Origin of the sequence: Kothea flammea, assembly GCF_052161645.1 — a bacterium.
Lineage (GTDB): Bacteria > Planctomycetota > Planctomycetia > Pirellulales > Pirellulaceae > Laterigemmans.
This window is the reverse complement of sequence record NZ_CP197414.1, coordinates 3,081,228-3,100,994: the sequence shown is the minus strand read 5'-3', so window position 1 is coordinate 3,100,994 and position 19,767 is coordinate 3,081,228. Positions and strand designations below refer to the sequence as shown.

General features: G+C 56.3%; 15 protein-coding genes. 7 read left to right on the top strand and 8 right to left on the bottom strand.

Translation table 11 applies throughout. From position 1 onward, the window contains the following. Positions 1–164: 164 nt before the first annotated feature. Genes SH139x_RS11870 through SH139x_RS11860 form a run of 3 tightly spaced genes read right to left on the bottom strand, consistent with a single transcriptional unit; the run spans position 165 to position 2,483 of the window. Positions 165–1,334, bottom strand: a complete 1,170-nt coding sequence (locus SH139x_RS11870) for a tetratricopeptide repeat protein (RefSeq protein ID WP_488355426.1) — start codon at positions 1,332–1,334, stop codon at positions 165–167. A 56-nt stretch (positions 1,335–1,390) separates the two neighbouring features. After that, positions 1,391–2,170 (bottom strand): DNA repair protein RecO, encoded by a 780-nt coding sequence (gene recO / locus SH139x_RS11865; protein ID WP_488355425.1) that lies wholly within the window; start codon positions 2,168–2,170, stop codon positions 1,391–1,393. Further along, positions 2,160–2,483 (bottom strand): hypothetical protein, encoded by a 324-nt coding sequence (locus SH139x_RS11860; RefSeq protein ID WP_488355424.1) that lies wholly within the window; start codon positions 2,481–2,483, stop codon positions 2,160–2,162. Before SH139x_RS11860 ends, recO begins: the two co-directional genes overlap by 11 nt. A gap of 145 nt (positions 2,484–2,628) precedes the next feature. On the opposite strand from SH139x_RS11860, the gene SH139x_RS11855 reads away from it, so the two are divergent. Further along, on the top strand, positions 2,629–5,445 hold the full coding sequence (locus SH139x_RS11855; RefSeq protein WP_488355423.1) for a COG1361 family protein: 2,817 nt from the start codon (positions 2,629–2,631) through the stop codon (positions 5,443–5,445). A 108-nt stretch (positions 5,446–5,553) separates the two neighbouring features. Here the strand turns inward: SH139x_RS11855 and SH139x_RS11850 are convergent, their stop codons facing one another. Then, the gene (locus tag SH139x_RS11850) at positions 5,554–6,798 is read right to left on the bottom strand and encodes a ribonuclease D (RefSeq protein WP_488355422.1); all 1,245 of its coding nucleotides are present in this window, start codon (positions 6,796–6,798) and stop codon (positions 5,554–5,556) included. 165 nt (positions 6,799–6,963) lie between these two features. Here SH139x_RS11850 and SH139x_RS11845 point away from each other — a divergent pair, with 165 nt between their 5' ends. The 3 genes from SH139x_RS11845 to SH139x_RS11835 all read left to right on the top strand — a co-directional run bounded on the left by SH139x_RS11845 (position 6,964) and on the right by SH139x_RS11835 (position 8,439). Next, positions 6,964–7,794 carry a (5-formylfuran-3-yl)methyl phosphate synthase gene (locus tag SH139x_RS11845; protein WP_488355421.1) on the top strand — a complete coding sequence of 277 codons (831 nt, stop codon included), beginning with the start codon at positions 6,964–6,966 and terminating at the stop codon, positions 7,792–7,794. 64 nt (positions 7,795–7,858) lie between these two features. Continuing rightward, on the top strand, positions 7,859–8,098 hold the full coding sequence (locus SH139x_RS11840) for a hypothetical protein (RefSeq protein ID WP_488355420.1): 240 nt from the start codon (positions 7,859–7,861) through the stop codon (positions 8,096–8,098). Between the two features lie 71 nt (positions 8,099–8,169). Then, positions 8,170–8,439, top strand: coding sequence for a hypothetical protein (locus SH139x_RS11835; RefSeq protein ID WP_488355419.1), 270 nt, complete (start codon positions 8,170–8,172; stop codon positions 8,437–8,439). Positions 8,440–8,443: 4 nt separating this feature from the next. Here the strand turns inward: SH139x_RS11835 and SH139x_RS11830 are convergent, their stop codons facing one another. Continuing rightward, positions 8,444–9,496 carry a transaldolase family protein gene (locus SH139x_RS11830; protein ID WP_488355418.1) on the bottom strand — a complete coding sequence of 351 codons (1,053 nt, stop codon included), beginning with the start codon at positions 9,494–9,496 and terminating at the stop codon, positions 8,444–8,446. Positions 9,497–9,979: 483 nt separating this feature from the next. On the opposite strand from SH139x_RS11830, the gene SH139x_RS11825 reads away from it, so the two are divergent. Together SH139x_RS11825 and SH139x_RS11820 are read left to right on the top strand one after the other, a co-directional pair. Then, positions 9,980–13,891 (top strand): efflux RND transporter permease subunit, encoded by a 3,912-nt coding sequence (locus SH139x_RS11825; RefSeq protein ID WP_488355417.1) that lies wholly within the window; start codon positions 9,980–9,982, stop codon positions 13,889–13,891. Between the two features lie 14 nt (positions 13,892–13,905). Continuing rightward, entirely contained in the window at positions 13,906–14,805 is a 900-nt protein-coding gene (locus SH139x_RS11820) for a fumarylacetoacetate hydrolase family protein (protein ID WP_488355416.1), read from the top strand. 33 nt (positions 14,806–14,838) lie between these two features. Here the strand turns inward: SH139x_RS11820 and SH139x_RS11815 are convergent, their stop codons facing one another. Both SH139x_RS11815 and SH139x_RS11810 read right to left on the bottom strand, forming a co-directional pair. Then, positions 14,839–15,177, bottom strand: coding sequence for a response regulator (locus SH139x_RS11815; RefSeq protein WP_488356005.1), 339 nt, complete (start codon positions 15,175–15,177; stop codon positions 14,839–14,841). 528 nt (positions 15,178–15,705) lie between these two features. Continuing rightward, complete coding sequence (locus tag SH139x_RS11810; protein ID WP_488355415.1) at positions 15,706–17,640, bottom strand: hypothetical protein; 1,935 nt, start codon at positions 17,638–17,640, stop codon at positions 15,706–15,708. Between the two features lie 224 nt (positions 17,641–17,864). Between SH139x_RS11810 and SH139x_RS11805 the strand changes: the two genes are divergently transcribed. After that, positions 17,865–18,965, top strand: coding sequence for a hypothetical protein (locus SH139x_RS11805; RefSeq protein WP_488355414.1), 1,101 nt, complete (start codon positions 17,865–17,867; stop codon positions 18,963–18,965). Positions 18,966–18,990: 25 nt separating this feature from the next. On the opposite strand, the gene SH139x_RS11800 is transcribed toward SH139x_RS11805, so the two are convergent. Next, positions 18,991–19,749 (bottom strand): ion transporter, encoded by a 759-nt coding sequence (locus SH139x_RS11800; protein WP_488355413.1) that lies wholly within the window; start codon positions 19,747–19,749, stop codon positions 18,991–18,993. Positions 19,750–19,767 lie beyond the last annotated feature (18 nt).

Here is a 19,767-nt window from a genome sequence, read left to right as displayed (position 1 = left end):
AGCACTGCCAAGCTTGGTGAATGCGGATATCGGGAGCTGCTAGGTTTATGGAAGGAGCCGACCGCTGAGCCAGCAGCAACGGGCTTGGGCGGCAGGGCACACTCCATTGCAAGTACCTAATTGGGCTAAAGAACTAGCTGGAAACAACTTGTAGTATCACCAAGTTACCGCAACATGCTGCCATCGGCACCGACCAGCGGTTTTTGCGGCTGACCATTCGGAAACAGCTTGGCCAAAAACGCCAAACGTTGCGGCGGTGTGGGTGGCTTTTCCGCGTTACGTTGTAAGTGCTCGCGAGCGTCGCTGGCAAACGGGGTAGTGGGATATTTGTCTAAGATCTGCTGCAGATATTCCTGGGCGCCGCCGTAATATCCTTGCTTCTCTCGATACAACGCTCGGGTCCAAAGTTTTTCAGCCTGCTTGAATACGACGATGTTTTCCGCATTATCAAAAAACTCTTGGTTTTCTGGCTTCGCCAACTCTTGCGGGAACAGTCGTCGCGTCCGCTCAATTAATTTCTCAGCCTCATCGAGCGCCAGCCCGCTATAATTGGGGCCGGCATACATTTCCAACTTGCAACGCACTCCGAATTTATGAGCGTTGAATTGGTGATCGCTATCCGAAAATACGTCACGCAAGTCATTAAACAGTTGATCAGCCTCGAACCAGTTTTCTTGGCGCATGTATTCTACGGCGGTAGCCATGGTTGCGTCATCAGCCAACGTACCGGTGGGGTCGTCGTATCGCAGCTGGTCGAGCACCCGAATCCCGTGCCCACCGGTATCGATCCAGGGACGGCTGGCGTCGGAAAAATTGACGGGGATCACGCTTCCCTCGCGGGCAATCCCGGCGTCAATCCAGTACTTACCGATGGCAAAGACACGCTTGGAAACACTCTCGGAGTGGCGCGAACGAGGATGTTCATTTTGCAACGTTTTATATGCGTTTTCCGCATCCTGTAATTCGTCGGCAAAGAAGTAACTTTCGCCAGCCATGTAGAGGGCGTCTTGCTGCAGGGCGGGGCCGGGAGCAGCCTCGGCAGCTTTGAGGAATCGCTTCGCAGCTTTGACAAACGTGCCCCTGGCATCGTTACGAGGGAGATCCGAGGCTGTGCGAAACAGCTGATCGGCCTCGCGATACAATTGCTTGGCTCGATCTTGATCGAGTTGTTCCTTACCAGTCAGAAAGCGTCCCGTCTTGGCAAACCCGGTTCGCAAGGCTGTCTCGCCCGGCAGGGTTGGGGTGAGCGGATCTCCCGCATTGCTGCTGGGTGACCAACTCTGGCAACCTGCCGCCAAGACCAAAGTGAGAAGCATGCTACAGCGGAGGGCCATCTTCAAATTCCTATTCCGTGGAATGACCTGAATCGATAGCGGGGCAGCTTGCCCGCTTAGGTGTTGGTGGCTGAAATATAAGGTTTCAGCTTCAGCGGTGAGCCGATCAGGTGCGTTAAGTATTGATTCATGACACCACGCATTTCGCCTCGAATTTCGCTGGGCAGCTCGAGCGAACTCGCCTCCCCAGCAGGCTCCGCGATCGCGTCGCGCAGCCACTCGAAAGCCTGGCTGCGCATCATCACAATGCCCCGCGTGGATGGGCGGCAAGCCGCGCAGACCACCCCGCCCGCTTGCCAACCGAACGGAACCCGGCTGTTTCGCACCGATAAATCGGGCAACAGCCCGGCCGATGCCTCTCCACAAACGGCGCAGGAGTCGATCACCGGCAGGTGGCCGATAATGCGAAGCATTTGCAATTCGAATCGCAGTAAGCATGCGTCGACTTCCGTGTCGCCATCAAGTGCTATTAGGGTTTCAGTCGCCAGATCGTACAGAGCGGGCGAGGGATCATGTTGGTCGGTCAGTTCTCGCAGTAGTTCCGCCAAATAATAACCCGCATACAACCGTCGCAGGTCACGTTGGCCAGCGCGAAAACGGCGTTCCAGTTTTGCCTCGGTCAACAGGTCGAGCATGTCGCCCGATTTTTGAATGATCAGTACGCGACAAACTGCCAGCAAGTCAAGTGCGCCTTCAAAAGCACTTTTCGGCCGCCGTGCCCCTTTGGCCACCGCGGAAGTTTTGCCAAAGTCCCGCGTCATCAGCGTCACGATCAAACTGGTTTCACTGAATTCAATGACTCGCAGGACCAACGCCTCAGTTTTCTCACTCGCCATGCTCACCCAACATCGCCAAGTACTCGCTCATCTCCGCTGCGGCGTGATGGTCATTCTGCTGACGAGCCTCTTCGATTCCCTCGCGAAGAAACCCGCGGGCTTCGTTGACGCGATCCAAATCAACCAATTGTTGAGCGGCCATGAAAAAAGCCGGCACGTAGGGAGGAGTGTCACGCGTCAATCCGGCCAGCCCTTGCAAGCTCTCCTCATGGGCACCCATTTTGCCCTGTTCCATCGCCAGACTGTAGCGGAGAAAGGTGTCGCTCGGATCGTCCACCAACATCGCTTGAATCTGTTCCATTCGCTTGTTCATGTATCTCTTTCTCGTTCAAAAATTGCTAGCGATTTATGAATAATCGGCGCAAGCCAATTAATCGCATGAATTGTTTCAATTTACCCAGCCGGAACTTCCGATACTCTCGATCGTAGCATAGTGTTCACACAAAACGAGGCCAGCGATGAACGCGGTCAGATTCGGACTGTTAATCTTAATTTCCACGGCAGTTTCGCTGCCTCTCCCCGTCTGTGCCCAACGGTCCAGCTCGCCTAATGCGGCTCGGCAGCAAGCAGCTCGGCAACAGCATGGTGACGAGGTTACCCGGGCAGTTGCCCGCGGACCAGCCGACAGTGAGCGATCCGCGGGGCAGATTCGACAAGTCGTCGATAATTCGCCGGGACGTGGAATTTTAGGCAGGATATTCAATTCCGGGCCAAGCTCAAGTCGAACGCGACCTGCCAAAAAAGATGACGGTCGCCGAGTCATCGAAGCGGTCGGTCCCAGCGAGCCAGCCGACTGGACCGGCGTTCCCTATCATAGTCCCAGCCCGGCCACCGCGGCCCGCGATGCCAGCCCACTGAATGACCCCGGCAGTGGTTCCGCGAGAGTCACTCAGCGTCCACCAGTCACTCGGCGCACACCAGTAACACAGCGTTCGACGGCGCCACCGACCGCCTCGCCAATTCCAGTCCCCCGCTCGCAAGCCGAAGCGAGGGCCAGCCGCAGGACAGCGCCGGGAACCAGCGAGGTACCGACAGCGCGCCCAGTTAGCGAACTGAACACGTCAACGTTCCAACCGCTCAGCGAAACCGAAAGCAGCCGGCGCAGTCGTCGACGCAGCGTCGAGCCGCTCGATATCGACATCGACAACATGCCAGCTCTCGACGGCGCAGACAATATGTATGGAGAGGCATCCAGCTCACGTCGCCCACGCGAAGCAAACATTGCGACAGCCACTCCCGAACCGAGTGTCACGCGGCGTTCCCTCCCGCCCACTTCCGGCCAACTTCCTCCCGCAGAATCTAAACGGGAAATAGCTCAGCAGGCGCCAGCTCAGCAACCAGCCGAAGAAGAACTGGCTGCAAATGAAGTCGCCGAAAGCAATCCGGAAGCACGCGTTGCCTCGGCAACCCCACAAGCTCCCATCAAGTCAACCGCCAAGCCAGCCGCTAATCCAAACACCACGGCAAATCGCGTCGATTCAGCACCGATTGAGTGGCGACCAGCAAACCCAGCGAGCACTGACAGTGTGGCCCAGAACAGCCCCGGCAGCAGTCGGCGGAGCGTCGCGCAACAACCGACCCTGCCAAACTTGTCGGCGCCCCAGTTTGGAACTCCGGCGGCAACCGCAGCAACCACTACCGCAGCGGCTCCCCCCGTCGGAAATCCCCCCCCCGCCGAAAATAACCCGCTCGTCGAAGACACCCCGCTCGTCGAAAACAATCCACTTGGCTCTGCCACAGCGAGGCAACTGCCAACCAACGACCAACCCTTAAGCGGGCCGGCCGTGGTCAATGATTTAGGCGTCACCCCCAGCCTTGAAAGCCGAGGGACAGCCAAAACCGACACCGCGGTAAATTCCTCACCGGTCAACGTCAGCTCAGAAATTCCCGGCTTGCGAGTCGTCACTCGAGGGCCAGCGGATATTCCGGTTCGTCACGCGAGCGGCTACGAGATCAGCGTTGAAAACCTGGGCTCGATGGCGGCCCCCGGCGCTGCGATTCAAGTCAAGTTGCCGACTTGGATTCAGCTGCAGAACATTGTGCCATCACGGGGTGAAATCGTTCGCCAAGATGACGCCAAAGAACGGCAATTGCTATGGGTCGTGGAAGGCTTAGCTGCCGGACAAGTGGAAAAGCTATCGCTGCAGCTGGTCGCTCAGGAAGCCAAACAGTTTGATGTTGATGTCGAATGGGCCGTAGTGCCCCAGTCGAATAAAGCTCGCATCAGCGTGCGAGAGCCAGCGTTACAATTGATCATCGATGGTCCCGAACAAATCACCTACGGTACTTCGGAAACATACACGGTGCGAGTGCTGAATCCGGGCAATGGACCAGCTAGCAACGTTGTCTTTACCCTCAGCCCGAATTCGGCAACTCCGCAAACTCAACGCGTAACCGAAATTGAGCCGGGCAAAGAAGCCAAGTTCGAAGTCGAGTTAACCGCGCGAGATTTGGAAGACTTGCAGATTCATGGGCTGGCAACCGCTGACCTCAATCTCAAGCAAGAAGAAATCAAACTGATCAAAGTGGTGTCGGCAAAACTGCAAGCGGTGCTAACTGGCCCGCCGGTCAAATATCAAGATGCAATGGCCGAATATCGCTTACAGATCAGCAACACCGGGAACGCGGTCTGCACGAACGCCCAGGCGTTGCTGGAGTTACCGAGCGGCCTGAAGTATCTCTCTGGACTCGAAACGGCCACGGTAGCGAGGAATCAAATCCAGTGGCAGATCGCCAGCCTGGAGCCTGGTCAAACTGTTGATTTTGTCTTCCGCTGTCAAATGCAACAGACGGGCCAGCATCGTCTCCAGTTCAGCTGCCGTGGTTCGGCCGCCGGCGTGACCACCGTTGAATTTGACACCCGCGTCGAAGCCCTCGCGGACCTGGTGCTGACGATCGATGATCCCGTCGCACCAGCACCGGTGGGCGAGGAAGTGGTGTATGAAATTACCATTCTCAACCGCGGCAGCAAGGCGGCCGACCAAGTCAGCTTGCTGGCCCAATTCAGCCACGATATCGAACCGATTCGCATCGAAGGTGCCACGGGAACTATCGAACCCGGGCAAGTGAAATTTAATGAGGTCGCTACGCTGGAGGCGGGTAAATCGCTGCGGTTGAAAGTGTTCGCCAAAGCCGAGAAACCAGGCCACCACCGCTTCCGCGCAGAGGTCACTTGCGGCGATACGCTGCTGGTTGCCGAAGAGGCGACGCGGTATTTGGAGCTGGGCAGCCAGCGGGTAAGCCGTCGCAGTGACGACCCCGTAAACGATCGCTAGCAGCGGGCAATTGCGATCGCTGGCAGCGGGCACCTGCGATCGCTGGCAGCGGGCACCTGCGATCGCTAGCAGCGGGCACCTGCGATCGCAGGTGACTAACTGCGATCGCTATTCGGCGACCGCAGAGCCGCTCGCATCCTTGTTTGTCGTCGCCGGTTCACCCGCGGCGACAAACTCCAATGGCTGTTCAGCGCGGCGATCATTAATCCGGATCGCGGTTCGACCAGCCAACAGATCACGGAACGAGCGACCGACGACATCGCCCCGCCAACCGCGAAGCAACGTGGGCAGATCAGCATCATGCCGCTCGACATCGTCGGGTTGCTGTTCGAGTTCGTAAATCAACAACTCTCGCACGTCATCGCTATTGCCCACAATCGAAGGGGCGACACGATGCTGACGCGACATGCAGGCCATCGCTGTCGAAAGGAATTGACTGAGCATCGGTGACACCTGCTTGCGACTTCCGAAGGGACGTTGGGGAAGTTCGTCTTCGGGCGTCCGCAAAGCATGTTCAATCGCTTGACCGATGGCCGGGTACTGCGAGATCAAGCCTCGGCGCTCCATTCCCCGCAACCCTTTGATCCGTTCGATTTGTGAGGATTGTCGCTTTGCCAATTCCACGATCAAATCATCTCGTAAGATGCGTCGCGGAGGTTGATCGAGTTCGCGAGCCCGCGATTCCCTCCATAACCATAAACGTCGCACAATCTCCAACTGCCTGGCCGGCAATCCGTTGGCCCCGCTGACGCGACGCCAACGCTGGGCTGACTCCAAATCAATGACGCTGCTTTGCATTGCCGCAACTTCCTCAGAAAGCCACTGCTCGCGCCCCAGGTTCACGACTTCCTGTTCCAACAAAGTGTGAATCTCCTCGAGCTCCGTCACATCATGCAGCGCGTACTGTAATTGCTGCGGGGTAAGCGGTCGCGTGCGCCAATTCGTGCGGGTTTCCCCCTTGGGTAAGGTTTTGCCTAAGGCTCGGTTGACAAGGTTCCCCAGCGAAATGGGATATTCCCAACCAACAAACCCAGCCGCCAACTGGACGTCAAACAATCCGGCGATCGGACGTTCAGTAAAGCGATAGCAAAACCGCGTTTCTTCCCGCGCCGCATGCGCCAAAACCACGCGTCCCGGTGTGGCAATGAAATCCCAGAACGGAGTCGTATCGCCCACTTCGTAGGGGTCAATCACGGCCAATTGGCCACCGCTGGCAACCTGGATCAAGCACAGTTCGGGACGAAAACGGTCTTCGGAGACAAATTCAGTGTCGAAGGCGACGCGAGGAGCAGCGGCAATCGAATCAAGAAATTGAGCTAACTCGGCAGGTGTTCGAATGGTTTCGTATTGCACGGTTCAAAATTTATTGCGTTTTTAAAATTATTGCGAAATCAGGATGCGGTAAGGTTCTCTGCCCGGTTTTCAAACCAAGTTGAGCACGCGATAACCTCCTTGCCAACGTGCATGATCGCAGATTACGGCCATTGAGGATGCCCCATCGAGAAAGAAAAAAACATCATGCCCCCAGCTGGTTCCGATCAGGAGGCTCGCTCGAGTCACAACGTTACCAATACCGGCGGCAACACTGGCACTACTGACTGCACCACTGATGGACAAGTCGACTCGCTTCGCCCGCTGTGGGGGAACGATCAACGTGTGCTGGGTCTACTTGTCAGTGTACGCTCCGTGCAAGAGGCCCGCATTGCGGCGGAATCAGGGGTCGATGTGATTGACCTGAAAGAACCAGCCGCCGGTGCCTTGGGGGCCTGCCAACCCGAGATTTGGCAAAGCTGCTTGGCAAACGTTCCCTTCCGCGGCCGGTGGTCAGCCGCTTTGGGCGAGGCGACTGCGGCGATACCTTTGGCATCCCATGTGCCCCCGCAATTTCGCTTTGCCAAAGCGGGGCCCGCAGGTATTTGCCAAACCGCCCAATTGATTGACTTATGGCATACGTTAGCTGGCATTCTAAAGCAAAATACCGAACTGGTTCCCGTCGCTTACGCCGACTGGAAACAAGCCGATTGCCTTTCGCCGGAGACGATTCTAACGGCTGCCGGCCAGTTTTCCGCCAACACAGTCTTACTCGATACCTTCAGCAAAACGGGTCGCTCCTCAGTCGAGATCCTTGGCCAGCAGCGATTGACCAAGTTGTTAGCTCAATGCCAAGCCTTGAAATTAAACTTGGTGCTGGCTGGGTCATTGGCGGCTGAAGACATCTCCAAGCTTGTTGAGTTGGGGGTAAAGCAGGTGGGCGTGCGCGGTTGCGTTTGCGTTGGCGGACGTAACGGTGAAATCGCCCCCCCATTGGTTAAACAGCTGATCGCCAAGATGCGAGGCAGCGCAAATTAGCGTCGGGGAGTTAGAATGAGGGCCACGGGGTATTCCCACACATCATTCGCGGAGCCATGAGCTAATGGATAACTTGGGATTTATCGAACTCACCGGCAGGTCCTTGCTGGACTTGATTAACGATGGGGAAATTGACGTTGCCGAACTACACCGAGCTGGTGTAAATGGAGACTCTATCTTACGGGTCAATCGACACGGCGAAATTGAGCTCCGCAAGCAACACGGCTGGGACTTGGTCGGTGGCTTGATCGGCAATTACGAAAAACGTTTACACAGCGTGACCGGTTTAGACTGGGCCACCTAACCCCCGTCCCCAGAAACCACTTGCTAACGGCCCGCTGGAAAGAGACCTGCCCCCGGGAGAGACCGGCCCTGTTGATTGATCCCACCAACACCGAGATGCCCGCTCCCGAGATGCCCGCTCCCGAGATGCCCGCTCCCGAGATGCCCGCTCCCGAGATGCCCGCTCCCGAGACGGTTTCGAGCAGTCCGCCACGTCCCCTGCCGAGGTCAGCGCTGGTGGTTTGCCAAGGACGCGCGACGGGGCCGATTCAACTGCCGCTGGATGACCCGCTGGCGTTCATCGCCGACTTTAACGCCCGCTATCAGGCAGCCGGTTTGAGGATCATTTCCCCACAACTTTGACCTCTCAGGACGATGCCAAGACGCGGCGTTTTTCTTTGATCGAGTCGAGCAGCGCTCTTTGCGGTTTGACAAACTTGTCAACTCCCTCCGCCATCAACTGTTCGTGCATGGCGGCGACGTCGACTTTCTCGTGAATCTCCGCCAGCACTTCCGCTGGCGGCAATCGATCAACCTGCTTGTCGAATTGCAAATCGCTATCGGCGACTGCCTGATTTGTCTGCGGCGGATTGGTTTGAATATCGGCCCCAGCCAGCGCGGCCACATATTTCCAAGGCGGCTCGTTGGGATCCTTGGTGCCCGTGCTGGCGAAGATAATTTCTTGCTGCAAACGGGTTGGTTTGTCGGCCCAGAATTCCGTGTTTTCGGCCCAGATTTGCTTGGCATTCACAATCCCGACTTGGCCCTGGGCCGCGGCCGACAGTTGAGGCACTTCGGCAGCCGTGTAGACGTCGATCCGCGAGACAAAAATACTGTAAACGCTTTTAAAGTCGGTCATCAAGTCAAGCTGCTGGGCGCCCCGCCAAATCGCTTCCCGTGCTTGCCGATATTGATCTGATGTAAAAATCAGGGTCACGTTCAGAGGCACGCCGGCGGCGGCCAAACCTTCCAGCGCGGCAATCCCTGCGGGTGTCGCCGGCACCTTGATCATCCGATTCGAGTGCCCATCACTCCAAAATTTGCCCAGTTCAATGTACCGTGCAGTTCGCTCGGCATCGGAAAACCCCATCGCGGGATCCTCCAGCAGCGGATCGAGCTCGAAACTGACCCAGCCCGCATTGCCATTGGTTTCCATCCAGCCGCTCAAGAATCTCCGTTCCGCCTCGGAAACCAAATGATCGGTCAACGCCCAGGCAATTTCCTCGTCTGTCTTTCCCTCGTCAAGCAGCGACTCAATCCGCGAATCGAGTGCTCCGCGAGCGATGATTTCGCTAATGATTGCCGGATTCGATGTGGCTCCGACCGCCCCCCAGGCGAGGTTTTTGGTGATCTCTTCTGGATCGACCGAGTCAAGATAAAGCTTGGTTCCCGCGTCGATCAAAGATTGAATCGCCGACATGTTAGTTCCTTCCCGAAAGCTAGCTGAGGTTGAGACCAAAAAATTAGTGGGGAACGACTGCGCGCATTAGTGTAATAGTGCTTGCTGGAAACACCCAGAAGCTGAAAATCGCATGCCAGCCTGACCATTCATTCCCCCGCTCGGCGGCACATTTCGCTGAGCTCCTGGCCGCTAACAGCTTACCATGATTATTGCTTGCCTGATTGACCGGCACCCGGGCCAGTTTGGGCTGATTGGCACCAAATTCGCCCGAATTGCCTAAATCACGCAGTCGCTGCAACAGTGACAAGCAAGTGGAGTAAATCAGGCGGTGAGTCGGTTTTCGCTCGCCAACGGCGTGGACGCTCGCCTTCCCGCTCGTTAGGCTATCTGCCAATCGGCGGTGGTCTTTTTGGCAGGCGTAGCTTGGCAGCCTGGCGACTTGGAGAATCTGCCGCGCCGCGATTTCCGGCTGCCGCTGGAATGGAGGCGAGCCCTTTCCCGATGCCACTTTGCCCTAGCGGCAAGACAGCGCAGATGACGACTCCCTTTCTATCTCGACGCACCTATTTTCGTGCCCCCAACGCGCTGCTGATTTTATTAGCAGTTTTCTTTCTGGTTCCCTTCGCCTTCCGCGGTGCCAGGATGAGTTTGGGAACGAATGAAAATAGCGTGAAAGACTGGTTACCAGACGACTTCCGGGAGACCAAAGAGCTCGCCTGGTTCAGCCAATATTTTTATGGCGAGCGTTTCATTCTTGTGACCTGGGATGGCTGCTCTGAAGATTCGCAGCGTCTGAGCACGCTAACTGCTAAGCTGAATCGTGAATCGGCCCGCGGGCGGTTGGAGCAAGAAGAGCAATTAAAACGCCGCTTCGGTGACTACGAACGTGTGCAAAAATTAGCCGGCGAGTTAGGGCTGCTACTCCCTTCAAATCAGCACTACGACTGGGGAGGAATGCGAGAAATCTGGTTTACCAGTTTTTCTGGTGGCTGGTATTACCTCACACCCGATGGCAGCCTGTATCGCTGGAATGGCCGTGACGACTCGGTCGGCGGCTTGGTGCGTTCCGTGCAAAGACTGGTTTATGGACCGCACGTCGAGGGGAAATTCATCACAGCGGTGGGCAACGTGCGTCCCGGCGTTGACGATGACGATGACGATGACCCGGGAGCAGTGAATGAATATTACAACGACCCGGCCATGCTGACGGTGCCGCTGTTTGCCACCGTCCAGTCGGGCCCGGATGTCGTGGAGAAGCTCAGCCAAGAGGGCGGGCCATTCTATCCAGTCGACCTGACCGCGTCAGAATTAAAGCCGAAGATAGCGCGTCGGCGAGCGATGAACCAGCTCACCGGCTCGCTCTTTGCCTCAGCGATCCCCAGCGACTTTGATTGGTCCCCCGAAGCGTTTGTGCGGGCTTACCCGACTGATCAACGGGCTGCCTTGCCCGCTGAGATCAAGCCTGAAATTGCCACAGCATTGGCAAGCATCATTGACTTGCGACATGCCGGCTCGCTGCAAAACCTGCAGGATGCCAGCGCAGCTGAACAGACAGACGTGTGGTATGAGCTATTTGATCGAGTGGGGATTTCGCCGCCACCGCGACAAACGGCTTTGCTGGTCACGTTAACCGAGGTCGGACAAGACAACCTCCCCTTCGTTGCCGGACGCGGCATCTTGGGTGGACCCCAAGGACGTTTGTATCAATTGGCCGCGCAAGCCGGGCTCTCGCCCCCTCCCACTCCAGTGATGCTGCCGCCACCGCTAAATCGACTTGTCTCCGAGTCACCGGCTCCGGGCCCATCGCTTCACGTTGGCGGCCCGCCGATCGATAACGTTTCGATCGACGAAGAAGGCACGATCACCCTGGTGCGACTCGTCGGCTACTGCGGCGCCCTCGGGTTGTTTCTCAGCTATGCCTGTTTCCGCAGCATCAAAATCACCATCATGATCTTCTTCGTGGGCGTCTTTGCCGCCGCCACGAGTTTAAGTTTCGTGTGGTGGAGCGGAGCTGGCATCGATGCGATTCTGATGAGCATGCCGTCGCTTGTTTATGTGCTGGGGCTCTCGTCGGCAATTCATATCGTTAACTATTACCGAGAGGAAGTTCAGACCGGCGGCGTTGTGGGCGCTCCCGGTCGAGCGCTCGCTCATGGCTGGGGTCCTTGCACCTTGGCCAGCGTCACCACGGCCATCGGTTTGATGTCGCTCTACACCAGCAACATCATTCCCATTCGCAAGTTTGGACTCTACTCGGCAATCGGCGTGTTGGCCACGCTCGCTTTGCTGTTCGCCTACTTGCCCGCAGCGTTAGAAATCTTCGTCCCCTCATTCGCGCAAAAACGAAAAGCCGCACGTGAGGCAAAAGCTGCCGCCAAGAGTACCTCGCAAGCCGGTGATGCGACTGCCAATCTCGGCACCAGCAAGGCTTTGGCCGACCACTGGGAAATGTTTGGCCGCTGGGTGGTTAACCACCATCGTTTGGTGACCGTTTGCTGCTTGGTGTTCTTCGTGCTGGCCGCTCTCGGGCTGCCCAAAATCAAAACATCTGTCCAACTCCTAAAACTGTTTGGCCCCGATTCAAGAATTATTCGCGACTACGCTTGGCTCGAAGAAAATTTTGCCAAATTGGTTCCGATGGAACTGGTGCTGCGCGTCCCACCCGAGATGCAGGCGGAAAGACTGGCAGCGGTTGGCGAAACGACAAACCAACCGTCAAATAACATCGCTTCAACCGAAAGCGATTCACTCCATCATCCATTGACTCTGCTGGAACGCCTGGAGGCGGTGGGACGCATTGAACGCACTTTGCAGCGAGCCTTTGGCGAGCAAGGACTGCAAGTCACCGGCAACACGATGAGTGCCTCGTCGATGGCGCCCCCCACGCCACCGCCAGCTAACGGCCCCGATCCGGTGCGGAGCGGTTTTAATCAGAAGCTATCGACTCAACTGCAAGATCTGATCGACGCCGACCTGCTAGCGATCGAGGCTGGCGGGCCGCTCGAAGGGAGCGAACTGTGGCGCATCAGCCTGCGAGTGGGAGCGCTCAGCGATGTCAATTATGGTCATTTCGTCGACCAACTTCGACAAGCGGTTGAGCCGGTGTTGGCAGCGTACAAGTACCGCGATCTATTGCTCGATGCGCACCACGAAAAAGGGTCCGACAAGCAAAACCAGAGCGTTTTGGTGCTATCTGAGCAAAACCCCAAGCGACTGGGGCAGCAGGAGTTGGTGCTGCCAGAACTCGAGGGGGCAACTCCCTTTGCGGCCGCCAGCGAAGTCCTGGGCCGACGCCTCGACCAACAAGCAATCTTCGCAGCAACCTTGCGGGAACTGCTGGCCAACGAACGTTTTCATCAAGTGCAATGGGGGAATCCTCAAGCCGAACAATTTGCCGCCGCTCTGCAATCACCCAAGTTTGCCAAATTCTTGGACTCGCTAGCAGCGGTCATCGCGCTTCCCGGCACGAGCGACGAGGATTTGGCATTCCTCCGCTCCAAAGTGGCGGTCGTCGTCGATGCCCGCGATGTTCAATTTGACCGCTCCACGACCGAAATCGTCGATCATGTGCCCGTGGTCAACGAGAGCGGCCCGCTGCAAGTCATCTACACGGGGGTGATCCCAGTTGTCTACAAAGCTCAAAACACGTTGCTCAGCAGTTTGGTCGACAGCATCGCTTGGGCCTTTGTTTTGATCGGCGGCGTAATGATCGTGCTGCTCAATCCCGGGCGACCGCTATGGGGTATGCTGCGTCCTCAAGCTTTGCTCTTCGGAGTGGGCGCGGGGGCGGTTGCCATGATCCCGAATGTGTTTCCCGTTGTCATGATTTTCGGCAGCATGGGCCATCTCGGCACCCTGGTCGATATCGGCACCATGATGACGGCCAGCGTGGCGATGGGAGTTGCAGTCGACGATACCATTCACTTCTTATCCTGGCTCCGTCGCGGACTCGATAGCGGACTTGAGCGTCACGAAGCGCTAATTCAAACCTACCGCCGCGTCGGCCCGGCTATGACTCAGACAACCTTGGTCGGCGGCCTGGGACTCTTTGTGTTCGCTCTTTCGACATTCACACCCACTCAACGTTTTGGCACCTTGATGTTGGTGCTGTTAGCCGCCGCCCTGGTCGGTGACCTGATTTTCTTGCCTGCCCTGTTGGCCGGGCCGTTGGGAAAATTGTTCCGCCCCCGCCCCCACGCCCACTCGGCCGATCCGCAGGATAAACCGACCCCATCGTCTTCCCAGCAAACTCAATTACCTGCCGACCTGATGGCAGAAGCACCCGCATCCGCCGCCGGGCAGAAATCACCACAACTGAAGCCACCCGATCAAGTTAACTCACCACCAAATCCAAAGATGCTGCGTGGCGACCACTCACATCCACACAGTTCCCACCATCCCGATTCACAGTAGTTTAGGAACATATCATGACGGTCCAATGGGTTCGCTACCGATCGTCCGATGGTCACGTCGGTGTGGGAGTGCTCCGCGATGACCAGCTAGTACCGGTGTCTGCTCCGGAACTGCCGCCGATCACCACCCTTCGCGATGTCATGCAGCACGAAGAGGTTTTGCGTTATTGGTTAACGACGGTCAACGACCAACCCGCGTTTCTTGGCGCATGGGAACTGCTGGCTCCAGTCGACCAGCCCGAAAAGATTGTCTGCGTGGGGCTGAATTATCGTGCCCACGCGTTGGAAACAGGCAAGCAACCTCCCAGCGAACCTGTCATTTTTGGCAAATTGCCCTCTGCCTTAATCGGCCCTGGCGATCCCATCATCCTGCCAAAGTTGAGTGAACAAGTTGACTACGAGGCGGAGTTGGTGGTGGTGATTGGCAAGACATGCTGCCAAGTCAACGAGGCAGACGCCCTCGAGCATGTTTTCGGTTACTGCTGTGGACACGACGTATCCTCACGCGATTGGCAATACCATCACTCCGGCGGCCAGTGGTTGCTGGGAAAATCATTTGATACGTTTGCCCCCGTGGGGCCCTACGTGGTTGCCCGCGAGAGTGTGCCCAACCCCGAGGCCTTGCGGATTCAAATGCATCTTAATGATCAAACGATGCAAGATTCCAGCACCTCGGATCTCATTTTCTCCATCCCCTACCTAATTAGTTACCTGAGCCACATTTTCACCTTCAAACCAGGCGACCTGATCTTCACCGGCACGCCCTCCGGCGTGGGCGTTGCCCGAGACCCCCAGCGATTCCTCAAGCCTGGCGATCAATGCTGCGTGGAAATTGAATCTTTGGGGCGGCTGTCCAACCCGGTGATCGCGCATGATTCATCCGCAGCGATCGCTTGGCGTGCGGCACAGCATTAAACGAGGCAACGAAAAACCCTCGTTGCTCAATGGTTAATCTTCTAACGTTTTGGTCAACTGATAGACTTTCTGCGCCAGCAGTCTAGCATCAATCGGTTTGCTCAAGTAATCATTACAGCCACAGGCGATGCAGCGATTCATATCCCCTTGCATCGCATCTGCGGTGAGGGCAAGACTTGGATTCGCATACCCCAACTCTCGCAACTCTTCGGCAGTTTGATACCCATCGAGTTTCGGCATCTGCGTGTCGAGCAGCACGAGATGAAAGACTTGACCGTGGGTTAGGGCTCCGCTGACCTTTGCCACAGCCTGCAACCCATCTTCGGCAGCTTCCATGGTCACACCTAGTTTTTGAAGCAGTTTTTCTGCCAACAAGCGAATGCGTTACCCGGTAATGTCCAACAGCGTGTCAATAATCTGCGTTGGACGACGCTCTTCGTGGTCCCCTTGAAACAACGTCAAGTCTCACTGCCTCGGAATGGTGACTAGGCTTTTGCGAGTACCGCACACATGGTGACCGTCGCTCCTTTGGCACGCAGTGATAAGCTCCAATCGTTGTGATCGCAGAAACTGTCGACATCCAAAATGAGCTCAGCCACCGCTCGGAACCCCGTTAGCCGCATCGCCGCTGGGCACAAATCTCACGGTTTTCGGAGTGGGCCAAACTCGTTGCAGAATGCTCATTGGGTAAACGTAAAGACATCGTACCCAAACAAGACTGCGATAAACAACTATTGGACGTATTTTTTAGCGATAAAACCAAGCACCAAAACCGCTGCCGGGGGTAACCATGATTCACCACGAGTCGGCCCCCGATGCCCTTGGCCATCCTCATAAGACCATCCAACAGCGATCCCACCGACGTACTCCCGCCCATTCGCTGCGGCGGTAATCCGGCGACTAAAGCTGGAGTGAAATGGCAGTCGCCGCACCCGCGGGTGCGGGACTTAAATTACGAAGCGTCTTCAGATCGGCCTTTTCTTTCCCGACTCGCACTTCGTACCTTCCCTCGCGGTAGACAGGTGGGGCAAAGCGGTTGCTAGCCGCGCGAACCGTGTAAACAATTTCACCTTTTGACTGATCAATGACCTGGACCACCGGCCGTTCGCTACCACTGATAATCAATTCAGGCAAATATCCGACAGGTTGGCGACCATCGTTATCTTGATATGCAATCGTAAGTGGCCAACCAGGGTACTGTGCGGCATCCCCTTGATCGACCGAGGCGAAGCGGGGCCAGCATTCAAAGGTAATCTGCCGCGTTGATTTCTTAAACCTCGCGATGCCGAAACCATCCCCCCGCTGACGTTCATCGCTCGTGTCGGCGGGATTCGCGTAAGCCAGCATGCGAATGCGGTTTCCCAAGCCGTCCAGATAGTTGCCAGTCCAAGGCAACACGGTATTGGCCGGAGGTTCAGCGCCAGGCTGCTCGTCAGCGGGCCACCACCAACGGCCATAAATCGTGTTAACGATCGCCGGGCTGGTAAAGCCATACGGTCCGTCAGCATGATTTTCAATGCCATGCTTTACCACCACTGCCAAATGCTGGTCTCCGCAAAGATGCAATGCCCAAGCCCGCCGCATGGCTCGCAAAGCTAAGTTTCGACCTGTCTGCGGCCAGGCATTACTGTCAAGGTCGGCCAGCAAACGATTCTCCTTACTGCCATGCAGGTGCACCGCACCACAGAAAGCGGTTTGCGAAAGCACACACTTCATATCGGCGTCGGTCCAGTCCTGCGCCCAATCATCAAGAAATGCCAACTGTCGCTCACCCAACAATTTAAGCCCGGGCAGGTCCACTGCCGCCCTGTCGTAGCCAGGGTCGTTGATGTGATCAGGACGGGGCCCCATTTGCGGAATCTTGCCCTCCGGACCACTCTTGAACTTACGATCCTCAAGAATGGCAAAGCTAATCCCGCCCACGGTCAGGTCGGTGTAGTAAACTCCAATGCCTTGTTCGATCGGCGTGGAGTCATAAGGATCGGGAAGGTGCCAGGTCTGGCAGCGTTGCACCATGTTGACATACTTGGCAGGATAAAAATAACCACCGCTGGGGCCCGCGGATGTGGTTGCCTGCTTGCCATTTTCGCCCCAAATATTGGCTTGACCGACATCATGATCATCGGGGATCGTAACGACCGGTCGATCTTTCAAGACATCGCGAAATTGGTACCCAAACTCCAACCAGCCATATGTGTGCTCAGTGTGATGATAAGATTGGTCGCCGGCAAAAAACAGCAAATCAGGATCAAGCTTCAGCAAATTATCGATCATCTTTGGCCGCGGCCCAGGAGTACGCGAACTATTGCATGAAAGTGAGCCAACCACAATCACATCTTTTTCAATCGGATCCCGGCGTATTATGCCGCTGAACTCTGCTTGATCTGCGTGGCGAAGTCGATATGCGACATCTTTCGTGTTATCCCAATCCTCAATGCGAAAGTGCGCGCTCCAGCCGAGCTCGATCACTGGCTGTTGGGCAACCTCTCGCCACTCCCCGTCACTTTGCCGGAACTCCAACCTGACCACCCGAGCTTCATCCGGCAATAACGGAAACAGCTGAGCAGTCAACTTCAATGTGCCGTGATCGTGGGTATAGACGGCGAACGCCACAACTTGATCGCGTGGCACGTTCAGGTCCAGCGACTTCCTGCGACGCGGGGCAACTTTCCACCATTCACCAGTGGCCAATGATTCCAACTGGGGAAAACGACTGCCAAAAACAGGCTCCGGGGCATCTTGAGCGGCAACTGGCAAGCCGAGAAAACAGACCAGCAAAGCGACAAATGAAGCAGGCCGGCGGGGAGTGCTGCCAAGGAGAAGGCGTTGGAACATCGGGCAATTTCACTCTGGTGAGAACACGTCAACAAAAATCTCGTGCCCACTAGTGTAATCGACTGGAAGCAGCAACGTCGGCTGGATGTGCTAACGTCCGCCCCCCCTCTACGGGCGCCCATTGTCAACATGCCCCAAATGTCGATAATCTTGTGGCCTAAAGTGTTGCAGCTTGGCAAGGATGCTTATTTTGGGAGCGCGCCATTCCGCGAGCGACGGTTGTGATGTCAATATACGATTTGAAACGAAGAAAACGGCGAGCCCAGCAATTGCGGCGAAAGGTGCTGTGGGGCTGCGTACAATCAATCGCCGTCTCCTGTTGCCTGCTATTCGTACTCTGGAAAACCGGCTTGCTGGGACGATTGCTTGAGGGGAATTGGCAGATTTCTGCGGAGGGACTGATCGCCTCGACCGCAACGTCTGAACCATTGCCGTCGCTAGCTGAAGCCCCGGCCAGAAACGATCAGCAGGCCAGCAGCGATCCGCAGCAGCCCAATCCGGGATCCCGCTTGAGTTCGCCTCCCCAAGACGACCGTTCACGCGGTACCTCCACGCCTGCCAATCGGCGAAGGACTGCGGACGGCGACAACACTGCAGCTGACAACGAGAATGCCTATGGTGAGGACATTCGTCGGGCTGACGAGGAGTCCGACAACGACATTGGCATCTTCCGGTCGTTGCTCCAAGAAAACCAATCTAATGCGGGATCTGACTCTGACGCTCCGGTCGAAGCACGCTGGGAATTGGTGTTCGACTTTGAAACTGGCGTGTCGACCATCGAAATCGAGCCGGAAGCCGATTTAGATTCCCTTGCGGTTGTCGACGTCGTTGGCTGCGAGTTAACAGACAGCACACTGCCGCAGTTGAAAGTGGGAACCACCACGCTTCAGCTCGCGGAATCGCAATTAGATGTTCGTTTAGTGCTTTCCGAAGCGACGGCAACAACACCTGCGAGAGTGGTGATGCGGGTGTACGCCCAGAACGCACGCGGGGGCGACATCCTATTTCGCAGTCGCAATGCAGCCGAAGCAATTCTCGCCCAGCGGAAAGCGGTATCAAAACTAGCCGCACAATTAGCAGGCCTCACTGCGGAACAAAACCAATTGGTGAACTGGCTGAAAGCTAAAGTTGCCAAAAAACTGGCAGCCCGTAACGCGGCGAAAGCTCAAGTTGACACATTAAACCAAGCAATTGCGACCACCCGCGCCAATCTTATCGGTGAACAAAACTTACTCGCCGTCTATGAGCAGGCTGAGCAATACGGCAAGTCATTGGACGGAAAGATGAGAATCAAGCTTGACCAACGGCTTACAAAAGTTCGCTGAACGGATCAACTTTCCTGAACAATCATCAGATCCCTTCGCCGTCGGCCATACTTCCCTCATGCTCCGCTTTATCCGCTTCCTCTTGCTGACGTGCTCGCGAGAGCGCCGAGGCGACTAAGCCCGCGGGCACAGAGACGACCCCCAGACCGATCAACAGAATCGCAAAAGTAAACAACCGGCCTCCCACGGTAACTGGATAGACATCTCCATATCCCACCGTGGTCAACGTCGCGACCGACCACCACAAGCTGTGGAAGACTGACGAGAACGCTTCCGGCTGAGCTTCGTTTTCAAACTGGTAGATACCGACCGCCGAGAGGTACATGAGAATCCCCGTCACGCACAGAAACAGCACGATTTCCTCGCGGGCAATAACCAGCGCGTTATGGAAACGCTGAATCGCCGTGCTGTACCGGGCCAGCTTTAATACCCGGAATAGCCGCAGCAGCCGCAACGCACGAATCGAGTAGAGATCAAACCCAAAGGAGAGAAAAAAGGGCAGAATTGCCAGCAGATCGATCACGCCAAAAAAACTGGTGGCGAATGCCAATTTGCGATCGGCGACCAGGAATCTCAAACCGTATTCCAGTGAGAAAGCGATTACGAAAATCACCTCCAACGCGTTAAGCAGCTTCACTGTGCCCGCGGTGAGATTGGGCAGCGTCTCCAAAGAATAAGCCAACAAGGACAGTACGATGAACGACTGTATGACCAAGTCGAACGTGCGTCCCGCTTTGGTCTCTGACGACTCAACGACCTGCTTTAGCTTATTCAAAAACACCACACACCCAAAACACGATCA

What these genes read in the sequence shown, in the direction of transcription:
- SH139x_RS11810 (WP_488355415.1), bottom strand. Translation starts at nt 17,640, where the DNA reads ATGTTCCAACGCCTTCTCCTTGGCAGCACTCCCCGCCGGCCTGCTTCA.
- SH139x_RS11840 (WP_488355420.1), top strand. Translation starts at nt 7,859, where the DNA reads ATGGATAACTTGGGATTTATCGAACTCACCGGCAGGTCCTTGCTGGAC.
- SH139x_RS11855 (WP_488355423.1), top strand. Translation starts at nt 2,629, where the DNA reads ATGAACGCGGTCAGATTCGGACTGTTAATCTTAATTTCCACGGCAGTT.
- SH139x_RS11825 (WP_488355417.1), top strand. Translation starts at nt 9,980, where the DNA reads ATGCCACTTTGCCCTAGCGGCAAGACAGCGCAGATGACGACTCCCTTT.
- SH139x_RS11805 (WP_488355414.1), top strand. Translation starts at nt 17,865, where the DNA reads ATGTCAATATACGATTTGAAACGAAGAAAACGGCGAGCCCAGCAATTG.
- SH139x_RS11830 (WP_488355418.1), bottom strand. Translation starts at nt 9,496, where the DNA reads ATGTCGGCGATTCAATCTTTGATCGACGCGGGAACCAAGCTTTATCTT.
- SH139x_RS11845 (WP_488355421.1), top strand. Translation starts at nt 6,964, where the DNA reads ATGCCCCCAGCTGGTTCCGATCAGGAGGCTCGCTCGAGTCACAACGTT.
- SH139x_RS11870 (WP_488355426.1), bottom strand. Translation starts at nt 1,334, where the DNA reads ATGGCCCTCCGCTGTAGCATGCTTCTCACTTTGGTCTTGGCGGCAGGT.
- SH139x_RS11860 (WP_488355424.1), bottom strand. Translation starts at nt 2,483, where the DNA reads ATGAACAAGCGAATGGAACAGATTCAAGCGATGTTGGTGGACGATCCG.
- recO (WP_488355425.1), bottom strand. Translation starts at nt 2,170, where the DNA reads ATGGCGAGTGAGAAAACTGAGGCGTTGGTCCTGCGAGTCATTGAATTC.
- SH139x_RS11820 (WP_488355416.1), top strand. Translation starts at nt 13,906, where the DNA reads ATGACGGTCCAATGGGTTCGCTACCGATCGTCCGATGGTCACGTCGGT.